General features: G+C 68.2%; 22 protein-coding genes. 12 read left to right on the top strand and 10 right to left on the bottom strand.

Going from position 1 to position 26,505, the window contains the following annotated elements:
• Positions 1–37 precede the first annotated feature (37 nt).
• Complete coding sequence (locus tag A5688_RS27875; protein WP_207546582.1) at positions 38–628, bottom strand: hypothetical protein; 591 nt, start codon at positions 626–628, stop codon at positions 38–40.
• 1 nt (position 629) lies between these two features.
• A complete protein-coding gene (locus A5688_RS02480) occupies positions 630–1,682 on the bottom strand; it encodes a M23 family metallopeptidase (protein ID WP_082955141.1) in 1,053 nt (350 codons plus the stop codon).
• Positions 1,683–2,006: 324 nt separating this feature from the next.
• Here A5688_RS02480 and sucC point away from each other — a divergent pair, with 324 nt between their 5' ends.
• The 3 genes from sucC (at position 2,007) to A5688_RS02495 (ending at position 5,730) form a co-directional block, all read left to right on the top strand.
• Positions 2,007–3,170, top strand: coding sequence for an ADP-forming succinate--CoA ligase subunit beta (sucC, locus tag A5688_RS02485; protein WP_007776999.1), 1,164 nt, complete (start codon positions 2,007–2,009; stop codon positions 3,168–3,170).
• Between the two features lie 12 nt (positions 3,171–3,182).
• Positions 3,183–4,085: a succinate--CoA ligase subunit alpha gene (gene sucD, locus A5688_RS02490; RefSeq protein ID WP_067838101.1), complete on the top strand. Its 903-nt coding sequence runs from the start codon at positions 3,183–3,185 to the stop codon at positions 4,083–4,085.
• A gap of 121 nt (positions 4,086–4,206) precedes the next feature.
• Complete coding sequence (locus A5688_RS02495; RefSeq protein ID WP_067912273.1) at positions 4,207–5,730, top strand: acetyl-CoA acetyltransferase; 1,524 nt, start codon at positions 4,207–4,209, stop codon at positions 5,728–5,730.
• A 126-nt stretch (positions 5,731–5,856) separates the two neighbouring features.
• Here the strand turns inward: A5688_RS02495 and A5688_RS02500 are convergent, their stop codons facing one another.
• Positions 5,857–6,705, bottom strand: a complete 849-nt coding sequence (locus A5688_RS02500) for an LLM class F420-dependent oxidoreductase (protein WP_067912276.1) — start codon at positions 6,703–6,705, stop codon at positions 5,857–5,859.
• 254 nt (positions 6,706–6,959) lie between these two features.
• Between A5688_RS02500 and A5688_RS02505 the strand changes: the two genes are divergently transcribed.
• The 7 genes from A5688_RS02505 (at position 6,960) to A5688_RS02535 (ending at position 16,074) form a co-directional block, all read left to right on the top strand.
• Positions 6,960–7,874 carry a DUF5336 domain-containing protein gene (locus A5688_RS02505; protein WP_067838092.1) on the top strand — a complete coding sequence of 305 codons (915 nt, stop codon included), beginning with the start codon at positions 6,960–6,962 and terminating at the stop codon, positions 7,872–7,874.
• Positions 7,875–7,921: 47 nt separating this feature from the next.
• The gene (locus A5688_RS02510) at positions 7,922–9,364 is read left to right on the top strand and encodes a cell division protein PerM (protein WP_068268039.1); all 1,443 of its coding nucleotides are present in this window, start codon (positions 7,922–7,924) and stop codon (positions 9,362–9,364) included.
• Between the two features lie 114 nt (positions 9,365–9,478).
• On the top strand, positions 9,479–10,126 hold the full coding sequence (purN, locus tag A5688_RS02515) for a phosphoribosylglycinamide formyltransferase (RefSeq protein ID WP_067912281.1): 648 nt from the start codon (positions 9,479–9,481) through the stop codon (positions 10,124–10,126).
• The gene (purH, locus tag A5688_RS02520) at positions 10,123–11,706 is read left to right on the top strand and encodes a bifunctional phosphoribosylaminoimidazolecarboxamide formyltransferase/IMP cyclohydrolase (RefSeq protein ID WP_067912283.1); all 1,584 of its coding nucleotides are present in this window, start codon (positions 10,123–10,125) and stop codon (positions 11,704–11,706) included. Before purN ends, purH begins: the two co-directional genes overlap by 4 nt.
• A 90-nt stretch (positions 11,707–11,796) precedes the next feature.
• On the top strand, positions 11,797–13,182 hold the full coding sequence (locus A5688_RS02525; protein WP_067838081.1) for an ATP-binding protein: 1,386 nt from the start codon (positions 11,797–11,799) through the stop codon (positions 13,180–13,182).
• On the top strand, positions 13,175–15,157 hold the full coding sequence (locus tag A5688_RS02530) for a vWA domain-containing protein (protein WP_067912286.1): 1,983 nt from the start codon (positions 13,175–13,177) through the stop codon (positions 15,155–15,157). The genes A5688_RS02525 and A5688_RS02530 overlap by 8 nt, the downstream gene beginning before the upstream one ends.
• A 68-nt stretch (positions 15,158–15,225) precedes the next feature.
• Positions 15,226–16,074 (top strand): aldo/keto reductase, encoded by an 849-nt coding sequence (locus tag A5688_RS02535; RefSeq protein WP_067912289.1) that lies wholly within the window; start codon positions 15,226–15,228, stop codon positions 16,072–16,074.
• A gap of 10 nt (positions 16,075–16,084) precedes the next feature.
• Here the strand turns inward: A5688_RS02535 and A5688_RS02540 are convergent, their stop codons facing one another.
• The 7 genes from A5688_RS02540 to A5688_RS02570 form a co-directional block, all read right to left on the bottom strand.
• A complete protein-coding gene (locus A5688_RS02540) occupies positions 16,085–16,687 on the bottom strand; it encodes a DUF1707 SHOCT-like domain-containing protein (protein WP_067838248.1) in 603 nt (200 codons plus the stop codon).
• A 132-nt stretch (positions 16,688–16,819) separates the two neighbouring features.
• Positions 16,820–17,599 (bottom strand): enoyl-CoA hydratase family protein, encoded by a 780-nt coding sequence (locus A5688_RS02545; protein ID WP_067838071.1) that lies wholly within the window; start codon positions 17,597–17,599, stop codon positions 16,820–16,822.
• On the bottom strand, positions 17,599–18,765 hold the full coding sequence (locus A5688_RS02550) for an acyl-CoA dehydrogenase family protein (RefSeq protein ID WP_067838069.1): 1,167 nt from the start codon (positions 18,763–18,765) through the stop codon (positions 17,599–17,601). Before A5688_RS02550 ends, A5688_RS02545 begins: the two co-directional genes overlap by 1 nt.
• A complete protein-coding gene (locus A5688_RS02555; protein ID WP_067912292.1) occupies positions 18,762–20,741 on the bottom strand; it encodes an acetyl/propionyl/methylcrotonyl-CoA carboxylase subunit alpha in 1,980 nt (659 codons plus the stop codon). The genes A5688_RS02550 and A5688_RS02555 overlap by 4 nt, the downstream gene beginning before the upstream one ends.
• Before the next feature lie 5 nt (positions 20,742–20,746).
• Complete coding sequence (locus A5688_RS02560; RefSeq protein WP_067838244.1) at positions 20,747–22,342, bottom strand: acyl-CoA carboxylase subunit beta; 1,596 nt, start codon at positions 22,340–22,342, stop codon at positions 20,747–20,749.
• Between the two features lie 49 nt (positions 22,343–22,391).
• Positions 22,392–23,540 carry an acyl-CoA dehydrogenase family protein gene (locus tag A5688_RS02565; RefSeq protein ID WP_067912295.1) on the bottom strand — a complete coding sequence of 383 codons (1,149 nt, stop codon included), beginning with the start codon at positions 23,538–23,540 and terminating at the stop codon, positions 22,392–22,394.
• Positions 23,537–25,258: an acyclic terpene utilization AtuA family protein gene (locus tag A5688_RS02570; protein WP_067912297.1), complete on the bottom strand. Its 1,722-nt coding sequence runs from the start codon at positions 25,256–25,258 to the stop codon at positions 23,537–23,539. Before A5688_RS02570 ends, A5688_RS02565 begins: the two co-directional genes overlap by 4 nt.
• Positions 25,259–25,522: 264 nt before the next feature.
• On the opposite strand from A5688_RS02570, the gene rpmF reads away from it, so the two are divergent.
• Complete coding sequence (gene rpmF / locus A5688_RS02575) at positions 25,523–25,696, top strand: 50S ribosomal protein L32 (protein WP_003872812.1); 174 nt, start codon at positions 25,523–25,525, stop codon at positions 25,694–25,696.
• A 104-nt stretch (positions 25,697–25,800) separates the two neighbouring features.
• The gene (gene mprA, locus A5688_RS02580) at positions 25,801–26,487 is read left to right on the top strand and encodes a two-component system response regulator MprA (protein WP_067912300.1); all 687 of its coding nucleotides are present in this window, start codon (positions 25,801–25,803) and stop codon (positions 26,485–26,487) included.
• Positions 26,488–26,505 lie beyond the last annotated feature (18 nt).

Consider the following 26,505-nt stretch of genomic DNA (forward strand, 5'->3'; position numbering starts at 1 on the left):
GGCGAAATCGCCGCGGCGAGTTCACGTTCGGCGAAGGTCAGGCGTCCAGCCAGCGTTTGGTTTGCGGCAGCATGACCAGCACCACCGTGGCGATCGGCAAGACCGGCAGCAAATGCACCACCCACGCGACCCGGGCGCCGGCGATGAACACGCCGATGTAGGTGAGGAAGGCAACCAGCGCGCCGGCCATCAAAAGGTAGCGGGCGACCGATCGGCGCTGCAGCAGCATGATCACGCCCGACACCGTGGTGCCCGCGAACACCAGGGCCAGGAACGCCACAGCGATGCAGAACAGGCGGTCGGTTCGCCACCAACCGGCGATCAGGTCGGTGGCCACCACCGACGTGGCCCAGCCGCTGACGATGCTCACTGCGCACGCGGCGACGACCGTCCGGTCGCTGGGCTCGAGGGTCGGCATTCCGGGATAGCCGCTGCGACCCGCGCGAGGACCCGCCCGCTGGGCTGCCGATTGCGGGGCGAAATGGCTGGTAGGGGCGTCCGGCGTGGTCGGTATGGGCCCGGTCGGCGCACGCCGGATGATTCGTGTCCGTGCGTCGGAGGGCGACTCGGGCTCTGGCGCGGACTCGGGCGGTTGCGGACCGGAAGGTTGTTCGTTCGGCGCGGTCACCTCAACCAGCGTAGTTGCCGACCATAAGACCACGCTTAGCGAGCCACGGCACCGGGTCGATCCGTTCGGTGCCGCCCTGCAGCACCTCGAAATGCAGGTGCGGGCCGGTGGAATTGCCCCGGTTGCCCATCGTCGCGATCTGGTCGCCGGCCATCACCCGCTCACCGACGCTGACCAGCGTGGTGTTGATGTGGCCGTAGAGCGTGACGGTGCCGTCCGCGTGACGCAGCTTGACCAGCATGCCGTAGCCGCTGGCCGGGCCGGAGTCGATGACGACGCCGTCGGACACCGCATAGATCGGTGTCCCGATCGAGTTGGCCAGGTCGATACCGGCGTGCAGCACGCCCCAGCGGTAGCCGAAATTGGAGGTGAAGATCCCCTTGGTCGGCATGACGTAGAGCGGCTGCGACAACCGCGCCTCGCGCTGAGCGCGATCGTTGGCGAAGGCGACGCCCTTGGCGAGCTCTTGGTTGTGCAGCGCGGCGGTGGCCGCCCGGTCCGCGGCGATCACCTGGGGGCCGCGGACGGTGTTTGGGCCCGCCCCGCCGGTGAGTGCGGACGCGTTGGCGGTGAGCACGGCGTCGGTCTTGGGGGTGTCGGCGTGGCTGGTGGCCGTGTGGGCGGCCGCGGCGGCGGCACCGGCCGCCATCGCCGAGATCAGCAGCCGGCCTCGGGCTGCGCTGGTCGGTTGCTTGCGGTGCTGCCCGCCGCGGCGTGCGACGCCGGTGACGTCGGTTGCGTGCGTGCGATCGAGCCGCCGCTCGGTGCGCGGCTCGATGATCACCCGCGGCAGCACCTCGGTGATGGGTGCGGCCAGCCAGCCCGGGCGAAGATCGTCGGCCTCGTGCAGGTCGTCGAGCTCCGGCGCCAGCAGTACCTGTGCCGCGTTGTCGAACGTCGAGTCGTTGCTGAAGTCCAGGTCGCCGAGATCGCTCGCGTCGTCGCTGAAATCGAAGTCATCGAAATCGAAGCCGTCGAGCGGCAGGATTTCGGTGACTTCGGTGCGGTGCGGCGCTTCCGCCCATCGGGCGCCTGCCGCGCGACCTACCCTCACAACGCCTTCAGTCACGGCAGAAGGCCGGGCAATTCGGTGTTGGGGCAACCTGAAATGTCCTCGTATCGTGACCATAACGTTATCTGGACCCCTAGGAAGGTATCCGCTAACGCGCGCGACTGGCAACCTCGCTGCACAATCCGGTCGAAATTGTGATTTGGATCACGCGGGCGGTCAACCCGTAGTCCGTGAGCTGTACCACATCGGCGGACGCGGCGGTAGCAGCCGTTTGAGGGGTGGATACAGTTCGTCCGTGCGAGTTGCCGACTGCGGCACCGCCCACCACGAGGCCTAGTAGTTGAGTCGAGCGAAGACAGAGAGTCCATGGACCTTTTCGAATATCAAGCAAAAGAATTGTTCGCCAAGCACAACGTACCGACTACGCCGGGACGCGTGACCGACACCGCTGAGGGCGCTCGGGAGATCGCCACCGAGATCGGTCGTCCGGTGATGGTCAAGGCGCAGGTGAAAGTCGGCGGCCGCGGTAAGGCCGGTGGCGTCAAGTACGCGGCGACGCCCGACGACGCCTACGAGCACGCCAAGAACATCCTCGGTCTCGACATCAAGGGACACGTCGTGAAGAAGCTGCTGGTCGCCGAGGCCAGCGACATCGCCGAGGAGTACTACATCTCCTTCCTGCTCGACCGCGCCAACCGCACCTACCTGGCGATGTGCTCGGTCGAGGGCGGCATGGAAATCGAGGAGGTGGCCGCCACCAAGCCCGAGCGGCTGGCCAAGGTTCCGGTGGACGCCGTCAAGGGCGTCGACCTGGCGACCGCGCGTTCCATCGCCGAGCAGGGTCATCTGCCCGCCGAGGTGCTCGACGCCGCCGCGGTCACCATCAACAAGCTGTGGGAGGTCTTCGTCGCCGAGGACGCCACCCTGGTCGAGGTCAACCCGTTGGTGCGCGACCCCGAAGACCGGATTCTGGCGCTGGACGGCAAGGTCACGCTGGACGCCAACGCCGACTTCCGTCAGCCCGGCCACGCCGAGTTCGAAGACCGCGACGCCACCGACCCGCTGGAGCTCAAGGCCAAGGAGCACGACCTCAACTACGTCAAGCTGGACGGCTCGGTCGGCATCATCGGCAACGGTGCGGGCCTGGTGATGTCGACGCTCGACGTCGTCGCCTACGCCGGCGAGAAGCACGGCGGGGTCAAGCCGGCCAACTTCCTCGACATCGGTGGTGGCGCGTCGGCCGAGGTGATGGCCGCGGGGCTTGACGTCATCCTGAACGACAAGCAGGTCAAGAGCGTGTTCGTGAACGTGTTCGGCGGCATCACGTCCTGCGACGCCGTCGCCAACGGAATCGTGACCGCGCTGAACATGCTCGGCGACGAGGCCAACAAGCCGCTCGTGGTCCGGCTCGACGGCAACAACGTCGACGAAGGCCGCCGCATTCTGGCCCAAGCCAACCACCCGCTGGTGATCCAGGCCGAGACCATGGACGCCGGTGCCGACAAAGCCGCCGAGCTGGCGAACAAGTAAGGGACTCAAGAGATGTCGATCTTCCTGAATAAGGACTCCAAAGTCATCGTCCAGGGCATCACCGGCGGCGAGGGCACCAAGCACACCGCACTCATGCTCAAGGCCGGCACCCAGGTGGTGGGCGGGGTGAACGCCCGCAAGGCGGGCACCACCGTGTCGCACGTGGACCCGGTCGGCAAGGACGTCGAGCTCCCGGTCTTCGGCAGCGTCGCGGAAGCGATGAAGGAGACCGGCGCCAACGTGTCCGTCGTCTTCGTGCCGCCGAAATTCGCCAAGGACGCGATCATCGAGGCCATCGACGCCGAGATCCCGCTGCTGGTCGTCATCACCGAGGGAATTCCGGTGCAGGACAGCGCCTATGCGTGGGCCTACAACGTGGACAACGGGCAGAAGACGCGGATCATCGGGCCGAACTGCCCAGGCATCATCACCCCGGGTGAGGCGCTGGCGGGCATCACCCCGGCGAACATCAGTGGACCCGGCCCGGTCGGGCTGGTGTCCAAGTCGGGCACCCTGACCTACCAGATGATGTACGAGTTGCGCGATTTCGGCTTCTCCACCTCGATCGGTATCGGTGGCGACCCGGTGATCGGCACCACCCACATCGACGCCATCGAGGCGTTCGAGAAGGACCCCGACACCAAGGTCATCGTGATGATCGGAGAGATCGGCGGTGACGCCGAGGAGCGCGCGGCCGACTACATCAAGGCCAACGTCTCCAAGCCGGTCGTCGGCTATGTCGCCGGATTCACCGCGCCAGAGGGCAAGACGATGGGCCACGCGGGTGCCATCGTGTCCGGCTCGTCGGGCACCGCGGCCGCCAAGAAGGAGGCCCTGGAGGCGGCCGGCGTCAAGGTCGGCAAGACGCCGTCGGAGACCGCGGAGCTGGCCCGGGAGATCCTGCAAAGCCTGTAGTTCTTCACCGAGACCGCGGTCAGCTCGCGATTCCACTGCGAATCCCCGAGCTGGCCGCGGTTTCGTTTCGGCCCCAGCCATCGGTTAGCCTGTCGAACTAACAGTTGCCAGGAGGTTTGTAATGCCGGTCGATCCGCGAACTCCGGTGCTCGTCGGTGTCGGCCAGTTCACCGAGCGCATCGACGATCCCGACTATCGGGGCATGTCGGCGGTCGACCTCGCGACGGAGGCCGCGCGGGCGGCACTTGCCGACACCGGCGCCAAAGGCGTTGCAAAGTCCGTCGACACGGTGTTCGGGCTAAGGCAGTTCGAGATCTCCGGACCGATGCCGGCAAGGCTCGGCAAGTCGAACAACTACCCGCGTTCGGTGATGAACCGTCTCGGCGGCGACCCGGCCCGCGTGGTGCTCGAACCCGTCGGAGGGCAGGGGCCGCAGAAGCTCGTCACCGAGGCGGGCAATGCAATCGCGGCCGGCGACGCCGACGTCGTGCTGATCATGGGCTCGGAGCCCGGGTCGACGGCTCGCTATTTCGCCGACCGCGATGACAAGCCCGACTTCACCGAACACGTCGAGGGTCAACTGGAGGACCGCGGCCACCAGATCTTCAGCTACATCGACGAATACACGATCCAGCACGGCTTGACCGGGGCGCCGGTGCAGTACGGGCTCATGGAGAACGCCCGCCGCGCCCGCCTTGGCCGCAGTGTCGCCGACTACCGGCGCGAGATGGCCGAACTGTTCGCCCCGATGTCCAAAGTGGCTGCCAAGAACCCGTTTTCGTCATCACCGGTGGAGCGATCGGTCGACGAGATCATCACCATCGACGACGACAACCGGATGATCTGCGACCCGTACCCCCGCCTGCTCGTCGCTCGCGATCAGGTCAACCAGGGCGCGGCGGCCGTGCTGATGTCGGTGGAGGCGGCGACCCGCCTCGGTGTGGCCGAGGACAAGTGGGTTTTCGTCCACGGCCACTCGGACATGGTCGAGCAGGCGATGCTCGATCGCGTCGACCTCGGCGCCAGCCCGGCGGCGGTTCATGCGGCCCGCGAAGCGTTGCGGGTAGCCGGAATTGGTGTCGACGACATCTCCACCTTCGATCTGTACAGCTGCTTCCCGTTCCCGGTGTTCGTCATCTGTGAGGCCCTGGGCCTTGAAGGCGACGACCCGCGCGGCCTGACCCTGACCGGCGGATTGCCGTACTTCGGCGGTCCCGGAAACAGCTACTCACTGCACGGCATCGCCGAGACGGTCGCCCAGATGCGCGACAGGCCAGGGCAATTCGGCCTCGTCGGCGCGAACGGCGGCATCATGAGCAAGTACTCGGTCGGTATCTACTCGACCACGCCGACGGACTGGCGCACCGACAACTGCGCGGAGCTGAAGAAGGAGATCGACGCGCTGCCGAAGGTCGACGTCACGAAAACGCCCGACGGCGCGGCGAGGATCGAGACGTACTCGGTGCGCTACGACTGGCCGACCCGCACCGGCATCATCGTCGGCAGGCTGGCCGCGGACAACGCGCGATTCATGGCCACCACCGACGACGACGATCTCGTCGCGTTGATGAGCGACGGCGATCCACTCGGCGCGGAGATCTTCGTGTGGTCGACCGACAACGGCAACCGGGCGTCGCTGGGATAGACCCGGGCTGCTCGCCGCTGGCGCGACACGTAAACCACGCACACGACACGCCGCGGGCGGTCGCCGTGGTTTACGTCTCGCGGATACGAAGTCTCGCCGATACGAAGGGTCGTCAGCCTCGCCGCGTCAGACCAGGGCGGCGAGCTTGCCCGCCAAGCGCTCGACGTAGGCGGCGACCTCATCCTCGGACTTGTCCGGCAGGCCGAACAGCACCTCGGTCACCCCGAGCTCGGCCCATTTGGCGAGCTTCTCGGGCACCGGCTTGAAGTCCAGCGCCACGATCTGGGGAGCGCCCCCGCGCCGCGCGGCCGCCCAGGTGTCCTGCAGCAGCTTCACCGGCTCGTCGATGTCGAAGTCGCGCGGGGTGGTGATCCAGCCGTCGGCGCTGCGGGCGATCCACTTGAAGTTCTTCTCGGTGCCCGCGGCACCCACCAGCACCGGGATGTGCGGCTGCACCGGCTTGGGCCAGGCCCAGCTCGGGCCGAACTTCACGAACTCACCGTCGTAGCTGGCTTCCTCTTCGGTCCACAGCGACCGCATCGCCTCGAGGTACTCGCGCAGCATGGTGCGGCGACGGCCCGGCGGCACGTTGTGGTCGGCGAGTTCGTCGGTGTTCCAGCCGAACCCGACGCCCAGGCTGACCCGTCCGCCCGACAGGTGGTCAAGGGTGGCAATACTTTTCGCCAAGGTGATCGGGTCGTGTTCGACCGGCAGGGCCACCGCGGTGGACAGCCGCACCCGCGAGGTGACCGCGCATGCCGCGCCCAGACTCACCCATGGGTCTAGTGTCCGCATATAGCGGTCGTCGGGCAGCGATTCGTCCCCTGTGGTGGGGTGAGCCGCCTCGCGCTTGACCGGAATGTGGGTGTGTTCTGGCACGTAGAAGGTCTGAAAGCCGTGGTCGTCGGCGAGCTTCGCGGCCTTCGCCGGAGAGATGCCACGGTCGCTGGTAAAAAGCACAAGCCCGTAATCCATGCAGAGAATTAGAACGTGTTCTACCTCCGCTGAGCAAGCCGTGATGAAACGGACCGTCTCGCGGGGGCCTCGCCGCGCCGGCGGTGTGGGCCCCGCCGTCCAAGCCGATGGCAACGGCATGGGTTGCCGCACGTGCGCTAGCGTGGGTGATCGACCGCGTCGCTAACGCAGCGAGGCGCCTGGAAGCACAGCGTTGCACTGCAACCGTGGCGGCCGCTAGGCAGTTCAAGGCACTGGAAGCAACAGGAGGAGCCATGACCTACTCTCCCGGAAGCCCGGGCTACCCACCCGCGCAACCCGGCGGCACCTATGCGGGCGGCACACCGTCCTTCGCCAAGGATGACGACGGAACGAGCAAGCTCCCGTTCTACCTGAACATCGCGGTGGTGGTCCTGGGTCTGGCGGCTTACCTCCTGAACTTCGGCCCGACGTTCACCATCGGCGCCGACCTCGGCCCGGGCATCGGCGGGCGCGCGGGCGATGCGGGCACCGCGGTCGTGGTTGCGGTGCTGGCCGCGCTGCTCGCCGGGCTCAGCCTGCTGCCGAAGACCAAGAGCTATGCGGGAATCGTCGCGGTCATCGCGGTTCTGGGCGCCTTGCTGGCCATCACCGAGACGATCAACCTGCCCGCCGGTTTCGCGATCGGGTGGGCGATGTGGCCGCTGGTGGCGGCGGTCGTGCTGCAGGCAATCGCCGCGGTCGTCGTGGTCCTGCTGGACTCCGGGGTGATCACCGCGCCGGCGCCGCGGCCCAAGTACGACCCCTACGCGCAGTACAACCAATACGGCCAGTACGGCCAGTACGGTCAACAGCAGCCTTACTACGGTCAGCAGCCGGGCGCCCAGCAGCACGCGGGCCAGCAGCAGTCGCCGCAGGGATACGGGTCGCAGTACGGCGGCTATTCGCCGAGCGCGGCACCCACCCAGAGTGGCGTCCCGACCGGCGGTTTCGGTGCTCAGCCCGCGCCGCAGTCGGGTCCGCAGCCGTCCGCGCAGCAGCAGGGCCCCTCGACACCGCCCACCGGCTTCCCCAGCTTCAGCCCGCCGCCGAACGTCGGCGGATCGGACGCCGGTTCGCCGACGGCAAACTTCTCCGAGCAGGGTGGGGGCCAGCAGTTCGGCCAGGAGCAGCAGTCGCCGTCGTCACCGTCTGGGCCAGCGCCCGCCTGACCGTGCGCTGTCGCGCCTAGTCGGGGACGTGCCCCAGAGTGACACGGGTGGAGGACAACCGGGCGGCGGGCGCTCGCCAGGCGCGTGACCTTGTCAGGGTCGCGTTCGCCCCGGCGGTGGTGGCGCTGGTCATCATCGCCGCGGTCACGCTGATCCAGTTGTTGATCGCCAACAGCGACATGACCGGCGCGCTGGGCGCCATCGCCAGCATGTGGCTGGGCGTGCACCAGGTACCGGTCTCGATCGGTGGCCGCGAACTCGGTGTGATGCCGCTGCTGCCGGTTTTCCTGATGATCTGGGCTACCGCGCGCAGCACGGCGCGGGCCACCACGCCCTACTCGTCGTGGCTCGTCGTTCGCTGGGTGATCGCCTCGGCGCTGGGCGGCCCGCTGTTCATGACGGCGATCGCCCTGGCGGTCATTCACGACGCGTCGTCGGTGATCACCGAGCTGCAAACCCCCAGCGCGCTGCGTGCGTTCCTCAGCGTGCTCGTCGTCCACGCCGCCGGCGCCGGGATCGGTGTGTGGTCGCGGGTGGGGCCACGCGCCTTGGCGACGTCGCCGCTGCCGTTTTGGCTGGGCGATTCGATGCGCGCCGCAGCCGCCGGGCTGCTGGCGTTGCTCGGGCTGTCCGGCCTGGTGACGGCCGGGTCGCTGGTCGTGCACTGGTCGACCATGCAGGATCTCTACGGCATCACCGATTCGATCTTCGGCGAGTTCAGCCTCACCCTGTTGTCAATCCTCTACGCGCCCAACGTGATTGTGGGCACCGCGGCAATGGCCGTGGGGTCCAGCGCGCATATCGGGTTCGCGACCTTCAGTTCGTTCACCGTGTTCGGCGGTGATATCCCGGCCCTGCCGGTGCTGGCCGCGGTGCCCCGGCCCCCATTAGGGCCGGTCTGGGTGGCGCTGCTGATCATCGGCGCGGTGTCCGGTGTGGCGGTCGGCCAGCAATGCGCCCGGCGTGCGCTGCCGCCGCTCGCGGCCGCGGCCAAGCTGCTGGTCGCCGCGGTCGCCGGGGCGCTGGTGATGTCCTTGATCGCGTACGCCGGCGGCGGCCAGCTGGGTAACTTCGGCCACGTCGGCGTGGACCAGGGCGCGTTGCTCATCGGTGTCTTCTTCTGGTTCACGGTCATCGGCGGGGTCACCGTGCTGATGACCGGCGGGATCAGGCGTCGTCCCCGACGGCTCAAGCCCAAACCCGCGCCCGCCGCGGTGACCGAGGAGCCAGCAGACTTCGCGGGCGTTTTCGACGACGATCGGCTGCCGGAGGATGCGGAGGCGGCGACTCCGGCGGACCCGGCCGGCCAGGTGCCGGCCGACGCGGGCGACTCCGGTGATGTGCTGCCGGGCGAGTCCGGCGATGTGCCGCCGAGCGACTCCGGCGATGTGCCGCCGAGCGACTCCGGCGAACATGACGCGCCGGTCGACGACGGACCGCCCCCCGGCGAACCGGAGCGGGGCGCGACCGAGCGGGATTCCGGGGATTAGTCGTTGTGCCCGCCTCGCAGCGACAACCGCGGCTGATTGTCGCTCAGAGGCGGGCAATTCCCATGCGGCCAGCCTGATCGTCAGGGCGACGACGTCGCCAGTAGGCTCGCCGATGTGGTCGAACCGCTCCGTGTGCCCCCGAACGCACCGGCACGGGTAGTGGTACTGGCGTCGGGCACCGGATCGCTGCTGAACTCCCTGTTGACGTCGGCCGTCGCGGACTACCCGGCCCGGGTGGTCGCCGTCGGCGCCGACCGCGACTGCCTGGCCACCGAGATCGCCGCGGCCGCGTCCGTGCCCGCCTTCACCGTCCGGCTCGGCGATCACCCGGACCGCGACGCCTGGGACGCCGCCATCACCGAGGCCACCGCCGCGCACTCGCCCGACCTGGTGGTCTCCGCCGGCTTCATGAAAATCCTTGGGCCACAGTTTCTTTCGCGATTCTACGGGCGCGTCATCAACACCCATCCCGCGCTGCTGCCGGCGTTCCCGGGCGCGCACGGGGTGGCCGACGCGTTGACCTACGGTGTCAAGGTCACGGGCTGTACGGTGCACCTGGTGGACGCCGGGACGGACACCGGGCCGATCCTGGCGCAGGAATCCGTTCCGGTCCTCGACGGCGACACCGAAGAGACCCTGCACGAACGCATCAAAGTCACCGAACGGAAGCTCCTGGTGGACGTGGTGGCCGCGATCGCGACGGGCGGCCTGACCCTGGTCGGGAGAAAAGCGACGATCGGACGAAAGGCGACCAACCGATGAGCACCGACGACTGGCGGGAAGACGCCAAACGGCCGATCCGGCGCGCCTTGATCAGCGTGTACGACAAGACCGGGCTGGTCGACCTCGCCCAGGGCCTGGCGGGTGCGGGCGTCGAGATCGTCTCGACCGGATCCACGGCGAAGGTCATTGCCGACAAAGGCATTCCGGTGACCCGGGTCGAGGAGCTGACCGGTTTTCCCGAAGTGCTCGACGGCCGGGTCAAGACGCTGCATCCTCGCGTGCACGCGGGCCTGCTGGCCGACCTGCGCAAGCCCGAGCACGCCGCGGCGCTCGAGGAGCTGGGCATCGCGGCGTTCGAGCTCGTCGTCGTCAACCTGTACCCGTTCACCGAGACCGTCGATTCCGGGGCGAGCATCGACGAATGCGTCGAACAGATCGACATCGGCGGACCGTCGATGGTGCGGGCCGCGGCGAAAAACCATCCCAGCGTGGCGGTGATCACCGACCCGCGGGGTTATGACGGAGTTCTCGCCGCGGTACGCGGGGGTGGCTTCACCCTCGCCGAGCGCAAGAAACTTGCCGCGCTGGCCTTCCAACACACCGCCGAATACGACATCGCGGTGGCGAGCTGGATGGAGTCGACGCTGGCTCCCGAACACCCGCCGACGACCTTTCCGAAATGGCTGGGCCGCAGCTGGCGCCGCTCGGCGATGCTGCGCTACGGCGAGAATCCACACCAGCAGGCGGCGCTGTACAGCGACCCCGGCGCGTGGCCGGGACTGGCGCAGGCCGAGCAGCTGCACGGAAAAGAGATGTCCTACAACAACTTCACCGATGCGGACGCGGCCTGGCGGGCCGCCTTCGACCACGAACAGACCTGCGTGGCGATCATCAAGCACGCCAACCCGTGTGGGATCGCCGTCTCGTCGGCATCGGTTGCCGACGCGCACCGCAAGGCGCACGAATGCGATCCGCTGAGCGCCTTCGGCGGCGTCATCGCGACCAACACCGAAGTCAGCCTGGAGATGGCCGAGTACGTCAGCACCATCTTCACCGAGGTCATCGTCGCGCCCGCCTACGAGCCGGCCGCGCTGGAGGCGTTGACCCGCAAGAAGAACATCCGGGTGCTGGTGGCCTCCGAGCCCCTGACCGGCGGCACCGAGCTGCGGCCGATCAGCGGCGGACTGCTGGTGCAGCAGCGCGACGAGCTCGACGCGCACGGCGACAACCCGGCGAACTGGACCCTGGCCACCGGCTCGCCCGCGGATCCGGCGACGCTCGCCGACCTGGTGTTCGCCTGGCGCGTGTGTCGCGCGGTCAAGTCGAACGCGATCGTGATCGCCGGCGGCGGCGCCACCATCGGCGTCGGCATGGGTCAGGTGAACCGGGTGGACGCCGCGCGGTTGGCCGTCGAACGCGGCGGCGATCGGGTGCGCGGCGCGGTCGCGGCCTCGGATGCGTTCTTCCCGTTCCCCGACGGACTCGAGACGCTGACCGGCGCCGGGGTGAAGGCGATCGTGCACCCCGGCGGATCGGTGCGCGACGACGAGGTGACCGCTGCGGCCACCACCGCCGGCATCACGCTGTATCTCACCGGGGCGCGTCACTTCGCCCATTGAGTTGCGCCGCCGCACGGGGGGCGCATCTGTCAATAAGCGCGCAGTGAACGCCCTTGGCATGACTCGTAGGAGCGCGCGTCGTAGCGTGGAGTGGTGACGTCACCGAGCAACCTGCCCCGGACCGTCGGCGAACTGCGCGCCGCCGGTCATCGTGAACGGGGAGTCAAGCAGGAAATCCGCGAGAATCTGCTCACCGCGCTGGCCGCGGGGGATGACACCTGGCCGGGCATTCTGGGTTTCGAGGACACCGTCCTGCCCCAGCTCGAGCGGGCCTTGATCGCGGGCCACGACTTCGTTCTGCTCGGCGAACGCGGCCAGGGTAAGACCCGGCTGTTGCGTGCGCTGACCGGCTTGCTCGACGAGTGGACGCCGGTGATCGCCGGTGCCGAACTGGGTGAGCACCCTTTTTCGCCGATCACCCCGGAGTCGATCCGCAAGGCCGCGACCCTGGGTGACGACCTGCCGGTGGACTGGAAGCACCGCAGCGAGCGCTACACCGAAAAGCTCGCCACCCCGGACACCAGCGTTGCCGACCTGGTCGGCGACATCGACCCGATCAAGGTCGCCGAGGGCCGCAGCCTGGGTGATCCGGAGACCATCGCCTACGGATTGATCCCGCGGGCGCACCGCGGCATCGTCGCGGTCAACGAGCTTCCCGACCTCGCCGAGCGCATCCAGGTATCGATGCTCAACGTGATGGAGGAACGTGACATCCAGGTCCGCGGTTACACGCTGCGGCTGCCCCTGGACGTGTTGGTGGTCGCCAGCGCCAACCCCGAGGACTACACCAACCGCGGCCGCATCATCACCCCGCTGAAAGACCGTTTCGGCGCGGAGATCCGCACCCACTACCCTCTGGAACTCGACGCGGAAGTCGGCGTGATCGTCCAGGAGGCGCACCTGTCCGCCCAGGTGCCCGACTACCTGATGCAGATCATCGCCCGGTTCGCCCGTTACCTGCGGGAGTCCAACTCCGTCGATCAGCGCTCCGGGGTGTCGGCGCGGTTCGCCATCGCCGCGGCCGAGACCGTCGCCGCCGCCGCGCGGCATCGGGGCGCGGTGCTGGGGGAGACCGATCCGGTGGCCCGGGTGGTCGACCTGGGCACGGTGATCGATGTGCTGCGCGGCAAGCTGGAATTCGAGTCCGGCGAGGAAGGCCGCGAACAGGCCGTGCTGGAACACCTGCTGCGCCGGGCGACCGCGGACACCGCGTCGCGGGTGCTGGGTGGCATCGACGTCGGTTCGTTGGTGTCCGCGGTCGAGGGCGGTTCGGCGGTGACGACGGGTGAGCGGGTGTCGGCCAAGGACGTCCTGGCTGCGGTCCCGAGCCTGCCGGTGGTGGACAAGATCGCCGCCAAGGTCGGTGCGCAGTCGGAAGGCGAACGCGCCGCGGCGCTGGAACTCGCGCTCGAGGCCCTGTATCTGGCCAAGCGCATCGACAAGGTATCGGGGGAGGGTCAAACCGTCTATGGCTAAAGGCCATTCCTCGCGCTACTCGGCGTACACCGGCGGGCCCGACCCGCTGGCCCCGCCGGTGGATCTGCGCGAGGCGCTCGAACAGATCGGCCAGGACGTCATGGCCGGCACGTCGCCGCGCCGTGCGCTGTCCGAGCTGCTGCGCCGGGGCACCAACAACATGCCCGGCGCGGACCGGTTGGCCGCCGAGGCCAACCGACGACGGCGGGAGTTGTTGCGGCGCAATAACTTAGATGGAACCCTGCAGGAGATCAAGAAACTTTTGGACGAGGCCGTGCTGGCCGAACGCAAGGAACTGGCCCGCGCCCTCGACGACGACGCCCGCTTCGGCGAGCTGCAGTTGGACGCGCTGCCGTCGTCGCCGGCCAAGGCCGTCCAAGAGCTCTCCGACTACAACTGGCGCAGCGGCGAGGCCCGCGAAAAGTACGACCAGATCAAGGATCTGCTCGGCCGCGAAATGCTCGATCAACGCTTCGCGGGCATGAAGCAGGCACTGGAAGGTGCCACCGACGAGGATCGTCAGCGGGTCAACGACATGGTCAACGACCTCAACGATCTGCTGGACAAGCACGCCCGCGGCGAGGACACCCAGCAAGACTTCGAAAACTTCATGGACAAACACGGCGAGTTCTTTCCGGAGAACCCGCGCAATGTCGAAGAGTTGCTGGACTCGCTGGCCAAACGCGCCGCGGCCGCGCAGCGTTTCCGCAACAGCCTGAGCCCCGATCAGCGCGCCGAGCTGGATGCCTTGGCGCAGCAGGCATTTGGCTCCCCGTCGCTGATGCAGGCGCTGAACCGGCTCGACGCACACCTGCAAGCGGCGCGGCCCGGGGAGGACTGGAGCGGGTCCGAACGGTTCTCCGGTGACAACCCCTTCGGCATGGGGGAGGGCACCCAGGCGCTGTCCGACATCGCCGAGCTGGAGCAACTGGCCGAGCAACTCTCGCAGAGCTACCCGGGCGCCACCATGGACGACGTCGACCTCGACGCGCTGGCGCGCCAGCTCGGCGATCAGGCGGCCGTCGACGCCCGCACGCTTGCCGAATTGGAACGTGCACTGGTCAATCAGGGCTTCCTGGACCGCGGCTCGGACGGCCAGTGGCGGCTGTCGCCGAAGGCCATGCGCCGGCTCGGCGAGACGGCGCTGCGCGATGTCGTACAACAACTTTCCGGGCGCCGCGGCGAGCGCGACCATCGGCGCGCGGGAGCGGCCGGCGAGCTCACCGGGGCCACTCGGCCCTGGCAATTCGGCGACACCGAGCCGTGGAACATCTCCCGCACGCTGACCAATGCCGTTCTGCGGCAATCGGGGACCGCCACCCTGGACGGCCCGAACCGGCGGTTGAAGATCACCGTCGACGACGTCGAGGTCTCCGAGACAGAGACACGCACACAGGCCGCGGTGGCACTGCTGGTCGACACCTCGTTCTCCATGGTGATGGAGAATCGCTGGCTGCCCATGAAGCAGACGGCGCTGGCGCTCAACCACCTGGTGTGCACGCGTTTTCGTTCGGATGCCTTGCAGATCATCGCTTTTGGCCGCTACGCCCGGACGGTGACCGCCGCCGAGCTCACCGGCCTGGAAGGGGTCTACGAGCAGGGCACCAACCTGCATCACGCGTTGGCGTTGGCCGGTCGTCACCTGCGCCGCCATCCCAACGCCCAGCCCGTGGTGCTGGTGGTGACCGACGGCGAGCCGACCGCGCACCTGGAGGACTTCGACGGCGACGGCACGACCGTGTTCTTCGACTACCCGCCGCACCCGCGGACCATCGCCCACACCGTGCGCGGTTTCGACGAGATGGCCCGCCTGGGCGCCCAGGTCACCATCTTCCGGCTGGGCAGCGACCCGGGTCTGGCCCGGTTCATCGACCAGGTCGCCCGGCGCGTCGAGGGACGGGTCGTGGTGCCCGATCTCGACGGCTTGGGAGCGGCCGTGGTCGGCGACTACCTCCGGTCCCGACGCCGCCGTTAACCCCGCTTTCGCCGAAGCGGGGTAGGTGCTCACTCGACCGGGTACACGGACCGAGAAGGAGGAGAGGCATGAGCAAGGTTCCAACGATCGAACTCAAGGACGGTGTCGGCATTCCACAGCTGGGTTTCGGTGTGTTCCAGATCAAGCCGGACGAGACGGCGGCCGCGGTGAAGACCGCGCTCGAGATCGGCTACCGGCACATCGACACCGCCGAGATGTATGGCAACGAAAAGCAAGTCGGACAAGGCATTCGCGATGCGGGTCTGGACCGCGGCGACGTCTTCGTCACCAGCAAGCTCAACAACGGATTTCATAAGCCCGACGATGCGCGCCGCGCCTTCGACCAGACGCTGAAGGCGCTGGACTCCGACTACGTCGACCTGTTTCTCATCCACTGGCCGCTGCCCACGCTCTATGACGGCGACTTCGTCTCCACGTGGAAGGTGTTCGAGGAATTCGCCCGCGACGGACGCGCCCGCAGCATCGGCGTCTCGAATTTCCAAGTCGCACATCTGAATCGGCTCGCCGACGAAACCGAAACCGTGCCGTCGGTCAACCAGGTCGAACTACATCCCTACTTCGGTAACACCGAGGTCCGGGCGTACGGACGCGACCATGGCATCGCCATCGAGGCGTGGGCACCCATCGCGCAGGGCAAGGTGCTCGACGATCCGGTGATCAACCGCGTCGCCGACGCCCGCGGCAAATCGGCCGCGCAGGTGGTGCTGCGCTGGCACATTCAGCGCGGCGACATCGTCTTCCCCAAATCGGTGACACCCGAACGGGTCAAAGAAAACTTCGAGCTGTTCGACTTCGAATTGGACGACGCCGACATGGAGGCGATCACCGCGCTGGACAAGGGTGAGTCCGGACGCAACGGCCCCAACCCCGACACGTTCGATTACGTGCCCGACTAGAGGGCTGCTGCTACCCGCGCGGCCGGCGGGCTTTGCGGATGATCCCGACGCCGCCCCACAGCGAGAAGCCGCGGATGTGTACCGTCGGCGCCCCGGGGGTGCCCTGGCCGAGTACGGCGCGGTCGAAGTTTCCCATCACGCCGCGGCCGTGCACCTCGACGTTGACCTCGGGCGGCAGCAAAATGTTCTGCACACCCATGATCGACATCGCATGGATGTCGACCTCGGTCGAGGTGAAGTCGGCGTAGCGCAGATCGACCACCCCGCTGCCCCACAGGGTGAAGGTGGTGAGCTTCTTCGGGACGTTCCATCGGCCGCGGCGCTCGAACCCGCTCATCAACGCCAGCAGTAGCGTCGACGGCGCCGGATTGGGCTTGTCGCCGCGGCGCGGACTGATCGGCGTTCCCGGCAGGTCGGCCCGCAGCCGATCCAGTTCCTCGTACGTCGTCGCCGCATAAGCCTTGGTCAGGCGGTCTTCGTAGTCGTTCAGCTGCAGGCGGCCTTGCTCGGCCGCGTAGGCGAGCAGCTGCGCAATCTGGATACGGTCAGTGTCCGCCGCGCGCGACGGTTCGCCGCGCGTGTCCTCCGCATCCCGTTGCGTTGAGTTGCTCATCATCACGAGCCTACGACGTCCAGGTTTTGCTGCAAGAGTATTGGCGAAACTGCAACCTTGCGACGGCCCGGTTCGCGCCGGCGGCCGTGCGGCCGGACCCACTGTTTGACATCTGGCTAACTTCTTGGCTGGCTAACTCGTCCAGTTGGGCGCGCGCTTCTCCAGGAACGCCAGCATGCCTTCGCGGGCTTCGTCGGACACGAAGAGGCGGGCCGATTCCTCGGCGAGCCGTTCGGCGTCGCGGTCGAATCCCGCCAGCACGGCGGCCGTCGTCAGTGCCTTGGACGCCGCGAGGCCCTGAGGCGAACCCCGGCCGATGTCGGCGATAAGTTTGTCGACCGCGGCGTCGACGTCCTCGGCGGCCTCGGTGATCAATCCGATCTCGGCCGCCTGGGCGGCGTCGAACTTCTCACCGGTCAGGTAGTAGCGCGCCGCGGCCCGCGCCGAGAGTTTGGGCAGCAGCGTCAGCGAGATGATCGCCGGGGCGACGCCGATGCGGGCCTCGGTCAGCGCGAAGGTGCTGCGCGGGCCGGCGACCGCGATATCGCAGGCACCCACCAAACCGAACCCGCCCGCGCGGACGTGCCCGTCGATGGCGGCGATCACCGGCAGCGGCGAGGAGACGATGGCCCGCATCAGGGCGGCCATCTCCCGGGCCCGCGCGACGGCCATATCGAAGGCATCACCCCCGCCGGACTCGCTGAGATCCGCACCGGCACAGAAGGTGCCGCCGGTGTGGCCCAGCACCACGGCCCGCACCGCCGGATCCGCCGCGGCGTCGCGAAGCCCCTGGTGCAACTGGTTGACCAGGGTGGTGGACAGCGCGTTGCGGTTGTGCGGCGAATTCAGCGTCAGCCGCGCATACGGGCCGCCCGTGTCTGCGGGTCCGGCATATTCGACGAGCGCGTCCATCAGTAGCTTCGGGGCAGGCCCAGTGAGGTCTGCGCGACGAAGTTCAGCACCATCTCGCGGCTGACCGGAGCGATGCGGCCCAGCCGCGCGGAGGTCAGCATGGCGGCCACGCCGTACTCCTTGGTCAGCCCGTTACCGCCCATGGACTGCACGGCCTGGTCCACCGACCGCGTGGCCGCCTCGGCCGCAGCGTATTTCGCCATGTTCGCGGCCTCGGCCGCGCCCATGTCGTTGCCGGAGTCATACAGGGTGGCGGCCTTCTGCAGCATCAGCTTGGCCAGCTCGACCTCGATGTGGCACTGCGCCAACGGATGTGACAGACCCTGGTGCGCGCCGATCGGCGTGCCCCACACCTGGCGGGTCTTGACGTACTCGGCGGCCCGGTTGAGGGCGAACCGCCCCATCCCGACCGAGCTCGCCGCTCCCATGATGCGTTCGGGGTTGAGCCCGGCGAAAAGCTGTGCGATGGCAGCGTCCTCGGCGCCGACGAGCGCGTCGGCGGGCAGCCGGACGTCGTCGAGGAAGACCTGGAACTGGCGTTCGGGGCTGATCAGTTCCATTTCGATCGGCGTGTACGTGAAGCCCGGCGCGTCGGTGGGCACTACGAACAGCGCCGGGCGCAGCTTGCCGGTCTTGGCCTCCTCGGTGCGGGCCACCACCAGCACCGCCTGCGCCTGGTCGATGCCGGAGATGTAGACCTTCTGGCCCTTGAGAATCCAGTCGCTGCCGTCGCGGCGGGCGGTCGTGGTGATCTTGTGCGAGTTGGAGCCGGCGTCCGGCTCGGTGATGGCGAACGCCATCGTCAGGGTTCCGTCGGCGATGCCGGGGATCCAGCGCTTCTTCTGTTCCTCGGTGCCGAACTTGCTGATGATGGTGCCGTTGATGGCGGGTGAGACAACCATCAGCAGCAGCGCGCTGCCCGCGGCCGCCATTTCCTCCATCACCAGCGACAGCTCGTACATTCCGGCGCCGCCGCCGCCGTACTCCTCGGGCAGGTTCACCCCAAGGAAGCCGAGTTTGCCCGCCTCCGACCATAATTCGTCGGTGTGCTCGTGCGCGCGGGCCTTGCGCAGGTAGTACTCGCTGCCGTAGTTGGCGGCCCACGCCGCCACCGACTTCCGTAGGGCCTGACGTTCTTCGCTCTCGATGAAGCTGGTGTCGGTCATGCTGGATCTCCTTCTGATTGCGGCGCTTCCACTCTTGCCAGCACAGCGCCAACTTCGACTTGCTGACCGGTCTTGACGTTGAGCTCGGCGAGTACCCCGTCGACCGGCGCGGCGATGGTGTGTTCCATCTTCATGGCTTCCAGCCAGATCAGGGGCTGTCCGGCGGTGACGGTGTCGCCGATGGCGGCGCCGAGCCGGATGACGCTGCCGGGCATCGGCGCCACCAGTGAACCCTTTTCGACGGTCGAACCGGGTTCGGGGAAGCGCGGCAGCGCGATCAGGTGTACGGGTCCGCGTGCGGAATCCACGTAGACGTCGGAATCGTAGCGCCGGACCGAGAAGCCGTGGTCGACGCCGTCCGCGCGCAGCACGACGTCAGTCGCCGTGGCCGATACCAGTTGCACGGACTGGTCGTCGGGCAAGGCCAAACCGGTTCGGGTGAAACGGTATTGAACCCGCTGCTCGTCACCCTCGTCGTCGCGATAGGCCTTGGCCTGGTGGCCAGACGCCAGGTTCCGCCAGCCGCTGGGAACGGCGCCCAGCACCGGGGCGACGGCGCGGTTGTGCGCGGCGTCGGCGAGTGCGGCCGCGATGGCGGACAGGCGTACCACCGCGGTGTCGCCCAGTGGCGCCGCCAGCCTCGCCAGGTCGTGGGTGTCGAAAAACGCTGTATCGGTGGCACCGTCCAGAAACGCCGGATGGCGCAGCACGTTCACGAGCAGATCGCGGTTGGTGCGCACGCCGTGCACGCGGGCGCGCGCCAGCGCGTCAGCGAGAACCATCGCCGCCTGCCGGCGCGTCGGGGCGTAGCTGATGACCTTGGCCAGCATCGGGTCGTAGTGGATGGAGACGGTGAACCCGTCGACGATGCCCGAATCCAGCCGGATCCCGGTCCGCTGCCCCAGCGAGCCGAACTGGGTCCGCACCGACGGAACGTCGAACGCGTGCACCAGGCCCGCCTGCGGCTGCCAGTTCTTGGCGGGGTCTTCGGCATAGAGCCGGGCCTCGATCGAATGCCCTTGAGCAGCAAGAGGTTCGGCATCGAGGCGCTCGCCGTCGGCGACGGCGAGCTGTAGCTCGACGAGGTCGAGCCCCGTGGTCTCCTCGGTCACCGGGTGCTCGACCTGCAGCCGGGTGTTCATCTCCAGGAAGTAGAACTCGCCGTCGTCGTCGGCCAGGAACTCCACCGTCCCGGCTCCGGTGTAACCGATGGCTTCGGCGGCCAGCCGGGCCGCGTCGAACAGCTTGGCGCGCATGCCCGGCGTGCGCTCGACCAACGGCGACGGCGCCTCCTCGATGATCTTCTGGTGGCGGCGCTGAATCGAGCATTCGCGTTCCCCGACCGCCCATACGGTGCCATGGGTGTCGGCCATGACCTGCACCTCGATGTGGTGTCCGGTGGGCAGGTAACGCTCGCAGAACACGGTCGGGTCGCCGAAGGCCGACTGCGCCTCCCGGCTGGCCGCGGCGACTTCGTCGGCGAGAGCGGACAATTCGCGCACCACCCGCATCCCGCGGCCACCGCCGCCCGCGGAGGCCTTGACCAGCACCGGCAGCTGCGCCTCGGTGACGGTGTCGGGGTCGAGTTCGTCGAGCACCGGGACACCGGCGGCGGCCATCAGCTTCTTGGACTCGATCTTGGAGCCCATCGCGCGCACCGCGTCCACCGGCGGCCCGACCCATGTCAGGCCGGCGTCTCCGACGGCGGCCGCGAAGTCAGCATTCTCCGAGAGGAACCCGTACCCGGGGTGTATCGCGTCGGCGCCGGCGGCGCGGGCGGCGGCGATGATGGCTCCGGCGTTGAGGTAGTCGTTGGTCTTGTCCAGCCGCACCCGGGCGTCGGCCTCGTCGACGTGCGGCGCGCCGGCGTCCGGCTCGGTGTAGACGGCGACCGTGCTCAGGCCGAGCCGACGGCAGGTGGCGAACACCCGCCGGGCGATCTCGCCCCGATTGGCGACCAGAACTCGAGTAAGCATGGGGCTCACATCCGGAAGACGCCGAAGTTCGACGTCCCCTTGATCGGGCCATTGGCGATGGCGGACAGACACATTCCCAACACGGTGCGGGTATCTCGCGGGTCGATCACCCCGTCGTCGTAGAGCATCCCGGACAACACCAGCGGCAGCGACTCGGCTTCGATCTGGCCCTCGACCGCGGCCCGCATCGCCGCGTCGGCCTCCTCGTCGACCTGCTGCCCGCGGGCCTCGGCGGCCGCGCGGGCCACGATCGACAGCACGCCCGAAAGCTGGGCGCCGCCCATCACCGCGGACTTGGAGGTGGGCCACGCGAAGAGGAACCGCGGATCGTAGGCGCGACCGCACATGCCGTAGTGGCCGGCGCCGTAGGAGGCGCCGATCAGCAGCGAGATGTGCGGGACCGTCGAATTGGACACGGCGTTGATCATCATCGAGCCGTGCTTGATCATCCCGCCCTCTTCGTAGTCCTTGCCCACCATGTAGCCGGTGGTGTTGTGCAGGAACAACAGTGGCGTGTTGGAGCGGTTGGCCAGCTGGATGAACTGGGTGGCTTTCTGAGACTCCTCGCTGAACAGCACTCCGCGCGCGTTGGCCAGGATGCCGATCGGATAGCCATGCAATTGGGCCCAGCCCGTCACCAGCGAGGACCCGTACAGCGGCTTGAATTCGTCGAATTCGGAACCGTCGACGATGCGGGCGATCACTTCGCGCGGATCGAACGGGATGCGCAGGTCCGCAGGCACGATGCCGATGAGCTCCTCGGTGTCGAAGAGCGGCTCGGTGACCGGTCTGGGTTTCGGCCCTTGCTTGATCCAGTTCAACCGGGCGACGACACGGCGACCGATCCGGATCGCGTCGAGTTCGTCGACGGCGAAGTAGTCGGCCAAACCCGATACCCGGGCGTGCATTTCGGCGCCACCGAGTGATTCGTCGTCGGATTCCTCGCCGGTGGCCATCTTCACCAGCGGGGGACCGGCGAGGAAGACCTTGGACCGTTCCTTGATCATCACCACGTGGTCCGACATGCCAGGGACGTAGGCGCCACCCGCGGTGGAGTTGCCGAATACCAAAGCGATGGTGGGGATCCCGGCCGCCGAGAGCCGGGTCAGGTCGCGGAACATCCGCCCGCCGGGGATGAAGATCTCCTTCTGGGTGGGCAGGTCGGCGCCGCCGGATTCCACCAGCGAGATCACCGGGAGCCGGTTCTCGAAGGCGATCTGATTGGCCCGCAGGATCTTCTTCAGGGTCCACGGGTTGCTGGTGCCGCCTTTGACCGTCGGGTCGTTGGCGACGATCATGCATTCGACGCCTTCGACCACGCCGATGCCGGTGACCGTGCTGGCGCCGACCTTGAAGGCGCTGCCCCAGGCCGCCAACGGGCTGAGCTCCAGGAACGGCGAATCCTGGTCGACGAGCAATTCGATGCGTTCGCGCGCCGTCAGCTTGCCGCGGTCATGATGGCGCTCAACGTATTTGGGGCCGCCGCCGGCCAGCGCATTGGCCAGCTCGGTGTCGATCTCCTCAAGTTTCGCGATGGCCGCCGACGCCGCGTCGGTGAAGACCGCGGCCTCACTGTCGAGTGTGGACTGCAAAGCGGTCATGACCACCGCCGACGACGCAGAGCGAAGCGATGAAAAGGAGGCGGTGAAATCATGATTGAAATCCCAGCAGTTTGGCGGACAGTGCGGTGAGGATTTCGGTGGTTCCTCCGCCGATGCCCAGGATCCTCATGTCCCGGTATTGGCGCTCGACCTCGGACTCGGCCATGTAACCCATGCCGCCGAACAGCTGTACGGCCTGGTTGGCCACCCACTCGCCGGCCTCGACGGCGGTGTTCTTGGCGAAACACACCTGCGGAATCAGGTTCGTCTCGCCGGCGAGCTGCCGCTCCACCACGCTGCGCGAGTAGACCCGGGCGACGTCGATGCGGCGCGCCATCTCGGCCAGGGTGTTCTGCACCGACTGCCGCGATATCAGCGGGCGGCCGAACGTCTCACGGTCGCGGCACCACCGCACTGTCAGGTCCAGGCAGCGTTGCGCACTCGAATACGCCTGTGCGGCAAGGCCGATCCGCTCGGAGACGAAGGCCTGGGCGATCTGGGCGAACCCGCTGTTCTCGGCGCCGACCAGGTTGGCCACCGGCACGCGGACGTCGGTATAGGACAGCTCGGCGGTGTCCGAGGACCGCCAGCCCATCTTGTCCAGCTTGCGGGTGACCTCGAAGCCGGTCGTGCCCTTCTCGACCACCAGCAGCGAAACCCCGCCCGCGCCAGCGCCTCCGGTGCGCACCGCGGTCACCACGTAGTCGGCGCGAACCCCCGAGGTGATGTAGGTCTTGGCGCCGTTGACGACGTAATGGTCACCGTCGCGGACCGCGGACGTCCGCAGATGCCCGACGTCGGAGCCGCCCCCCGGTTCGGTGATGGCCAGCGAACCGATCATCTCGCCGGCCAGGGTCGGCCGGACGAACTCCTCGATCAGCCGCTGATCACCCGAGGCGATCATGTGCGGCACCGCGATGCCGCAGGTGAACAACGAGGCGAACACGCCGCCCGGCGCCCCGGCCTGATGCATCTCCTCACAGATGATCACCGCGTCGGCGCCGTCGCCGCCGCCACCGCCGACCGCCTCGGGGAACCCCGCGCCCAGCAGCCCCGCGGCCCCGGCACTGCGGTGCAATTCGCGCGGCAGGTCGCCGGTGCGCTCCCACTCGTCGATGTGGGGCAGGATCTCGCGTTCTGCGAACGAGTGCACCGTCTTTCGCAGCTGTTCGCGCTCGGGCGTGGTCCAAAGGTTCACAACAGACTCTCCGGGATGTCGAGGTAGCGGCCGCGCAGCCATTCGCCCAGGCCCTTGGCCTGGGGATCGAATCGAGCCTGGTATGCGACGCCCTGGCCGAGGATGCCGTCGATGACGAAGTTGACCGCTCGCAGGTTCGGCAACACGTGCCGGAGGACGTCGAAGTCCGCCGCCTCGGGCAGCAGTTCGGTGAGCAGCTCGACGGTCAATGTGTTGGCCAGCCAGCGCCATTGCTCGTCGGTACGCACCCAGACCCCGATGTTGGCCGAGCCGCCCTTGTCGCCGCTGCGGGCCCCGGCGATGCAGCCCAGTGGTGCGCGACGGCTCGGCCCGTCCGGCAGCGGTCCCGGCAGGGGCGGCGCAGCGGCGGGGAACAGCTCCAAAGTATCGGTGGCACAGGGGATTCCGACACGGGCACCGTCGGCGCGCACCGCGACGTGCGGTACCTTGTCGGCGACGACGTAGCCCGGGGTGAACACGCCGTAGACCTGGCCGTCGCCGGGCGGGGCGGTGACGTGAAATCCCGGATAGCTGGCCAGCGCCAATTCGACTGCGGCCGAGGAGAATTGCCGTCCGACGTTGGCCGGGTCGGGGTCGCGCGCCACGCAGTGCAGCAGCGCGCTGGCGGCTTCCTCGGTGTCGGCGTCGAAGTGATCGGTGCGGGCCAGCGACCACTGCAGCTCGGCGGGCTTGACGGTGAGTGCGGCGTCGAGTTGGCGGCGCACCAGCTCGGCCTTGGCCTCGATGTCCAGCCCGGTCAGCACGAAGGTCATCGAGTTGCGGAACCCGCCGATGCTGTTCATCGACACCTTGTAGGTGGGTGGTGGGGGTTCGCCGCGCACACCGCTGATGCGCACCCGGTCGGGCCCGTCGGAGGACAGCTCGATGCTGTCCATCCGTGCGGTGACGTCGGGGTTGGCGTAGCGCGCCCCGGTGACCTCATAGAGGAGCTGCGCGGTGACGGTGTCGACGCTGACCAGGCCGCCGGTGCCGGGGTGCTTGGTGATCACCGACGACCCGTCTGCGTGCACCTCGGCCAGGGGGAAACCGGCGTGGGTCAGGTCGGGGATTTCCGTGAAGAACGAGAAGTTGCCGCCGGTGGCCTGGACCCCGCATTCAATGACGTGGCCGGCGACCACCGCGCCGGCGAGCCGGTCGTAGTCGGTGCGCTCCCATCCGAAGTGCGCCGCGGCCGCCCCGACGATCACCGAGGCGTCGGTGACGCGACCGGTGACGACGACGTCGGCGCCGCCGTCGAGGCACTCGACGATCCCCCAGGCGCCCAGGTACGCGTTCGCGGTGAGCGGGCTGCCCAGCCCGAGTTCGGCGGCACGCGGCAACAGGTCGTCACCCTCGACATGGGCGATCCGGGCGTCGATGCCCAGGCGCTCGGCCAGCGCGCGTATCGCGTCGGCCAGGCCGGCCGGGTTGAGGCCGCCGGCGTTGGCGACGATGCGGACCCCGCGGTCGTGGGCCTCGCCCAGGCAGTCCTCGAGCTGGGTCAGAAAGGTCTTGGCGTAGCCACGCTCGGGATGCTTCATCCGGTCCCGGCCCAGGATCAGCATGGTGAGTTCGGCCAGGTAGTCGCCGGTGAGGTAGTCGACGTCGCCGCCGGTGAGCATCTCGCGCATGGCCGACAGCCGGTCACCGTAGAAGCCCGAGCAGTTCGCGATCCGGACGGCGCCCGAGGCGCCGGCAGCACCGGAAGCAGAGGCCATGTCTGTCCTCCATTCGGGGATTTCGACCGGATCGGGCAACCAACCAACCGGTAGGTTAGCGGGTGCCGTCGGTGTCACGTCAAGGATCCCACCTCGGAGGGGGCCAGCTGCGGCCGATTGGCACGCGATCGGCGCGGGGCCGTCCATTTTGGCGACAAGCGGACCAGCGACTATCCTGAGGTGCGATCGTCGCCCGTTCGGCTCCCAGCCACGCCGCGCGACATGTTGACCAGCAAGTCCCACATCGAGGAGTTAGGCCCGACCATGGCCGTACCCAAGCGCAGAATGTCGCGCGCGAACACCCGTAGCCGGCGCGCGCAGTGGAAGGCCGAGAAGACCGAACTCGTAGGTGTGACGGTCGCAGGTCAGCGGCACAAAGTGCCCCGGCGGCTGCTCAAGGCCGCCCGCCTCGGTTTGATCGACCTCGACCGCCGCTGATCCTTCGGGCGGCGGCCCGCTGCGCCCGGCTTCGCCGCGCTTGCGACCGCCGCTGACGGCGCGCCTCTCAGGCCAGTCTCAGGCGGTGGGACGAAACTAGGGCCGTGCGAATACTGGTCGTTGACGACGATCGCGCGGTGCGCGAATCGCTGCGTAGGTCGTTGTCCTTCAACGGCTACTCGGTTGAGTTGGCCCATGACGGGGTCGAGGCCCTCGAATTGATCGCCAGCGATCGCCCCGACGCGCTCGTCCTGGATGTGATGATGCCGCGCCTGGACGGCCTCGAGGTATGTCGTCAGCTGCGCAGCACCGGCGACGACCTGCCGATCCTGGTGCTCACCGCGCGCGATTCGGTGTCCGAGCGGGTCGCCGGGCTCGACGCCGGCGCCGACGACTACCTGCCGAAGCCGTTCGCCCTGGAAGAGCTGCTGGCGCGGATGCGCGCGCTGCTGCGCCGCACCAAGCCCGACGACGACGCCGAATCGGTGGCGCTGACGTTCTCTGACCTGACGCTGGACCCGGTGACCCGCGAAGTCACCCGCGGGCAGCGCCGGATCAGCCTGACCCGCACCGAATTCGCGTTGCTGGAAATGCTGATCGCCAATCCGCGCCGGGTGCTCACCCGCAGCCGCATCCTCGAGGAGGTCTGGGGATTCGACTTCCCCACCTCGGGCAACGCGCTGGAGGTATACGTGGGCTACCTGCGACGCAAAACCGAAGCCGATGGTGAGCCACGGCTGATCCACACCGTGCGCGGCGTGGGCTACGTCCTTCGGGAGACGCCACCGTGACGATTCGGGTCCCCCGGT

Source organism: Mycobacterium mantenii, assembly GCF_001667865.1.
GTDB classification, from domain to species: Bacteria; Actinomycetota; Actinomycetes; order Mycobacteriales; family Mycobacteriaceae; genus Mycobacterium; species Mycobacterium mantenii_A.

Bases quoted from the DNA above. Each gene is read 5' to 3' on its own strand.
- A5688_RS02495 (WP_067912273.1), top strand. From the start codon at position 4,207: ATGCCGGTCGATCCGCGAACTCCGGTGCTCGTCGGTGTCGGCCAGTTC.
- A5688_RS02555 (WP_067912292.1), bottom strand. From the start codon at position 20,741: ATGCTTACTCGAGTTCTGGTCGCCAATCGGGGCGAGATCGCCCGGCGG.
- purH (WP_067912283.1), top strand. From the start codon at position 10,123: ATGAGCACCGACGACTGGCGGGAAGACGCCAAACGGCCGATCCGGCGC.
- A5688_RS02530 (WP_067912286.1), top strand. From the start codon at position 13,175: ATGGCTAAAGGCCATTCCTCGCGCTACTCGGCGTACACCGGCGGGCCC.
- A5688_RS02560 (WP_067838244.1), bottom strand. From the start codon at position 22,342: ATGACCGCTTTGCAGTCCACACTCGACAGTGAGGCCGCGGTCTTCACC.
- A5688_RS02505 (WP_067838092.1), top strand. From the start codon at position 6,960: ATGACCTACTCTCCCGGAAGCCCGGGCTACCCACCCGCGCAACCCGGC.
- sucC (WP_007776999.1), top strand. From the start codon at position 2,007: ATGGACCTTTTCGAATATCAAGCAAAAGAATTGTTCGCCAAGCACAAC.
- A5688_RS02545 (WP_067838071.1), bottom strand. From the start codon at position 17,599: ATGGACGCGCTCGTCGAATATGCCGGACCCGCAGACACGGGCGGCCCG.
- A5688_RS02535 (WP_067912289.1), top strand. From the start codon at position 15,226: ATGAGCAAGGTTCCAACGATCGAACTCAAGGACGGTGTCGGCATTCCA.
- A5688_RS02550 (WP_067838069.1), bottom strand. From the start codon at position 18,765: ATGACCGACACCAGCTTCATCGAGAGCGAAGAACGTCAGGCCCTACGG.
- A5688_RS02540 (WP_067838248.1), bottom strand. From the start codon at position 16,687: ATGAGCAACTCAACGCAACGGGATGCGGAGGACACGCGCGGCGAACCG.
- A5688_RS02500 (WP_067912276.1), bottom strand. From the start codon at position 6,705: ATGGATTACGGGCTTGTGCTTTTTACCAGCGACCGTGGCATCTCTCCG.
- A5688_RS02570 (WP_067912297.1), bottom strand. From the start codon at position 25,258: ATGGCCTCTGCTTCCGGTGCTGCCGGCGCCTCGGGCGCCGTCCGGATC.
- rpmF (WP_003872812.1), top strand. From the start codon at position 25,523: ATGGCCGTACCCAAGCGCAGAATGTCGCGCGCGAACACCCGTAGCCGG.
- sucD (WP_067838101.1), top strand. From the start codon at position 3,183: ATGTCGATCTTCCTGAATAAGGACTCCAAAGTCATCGTCCAGGGCATC.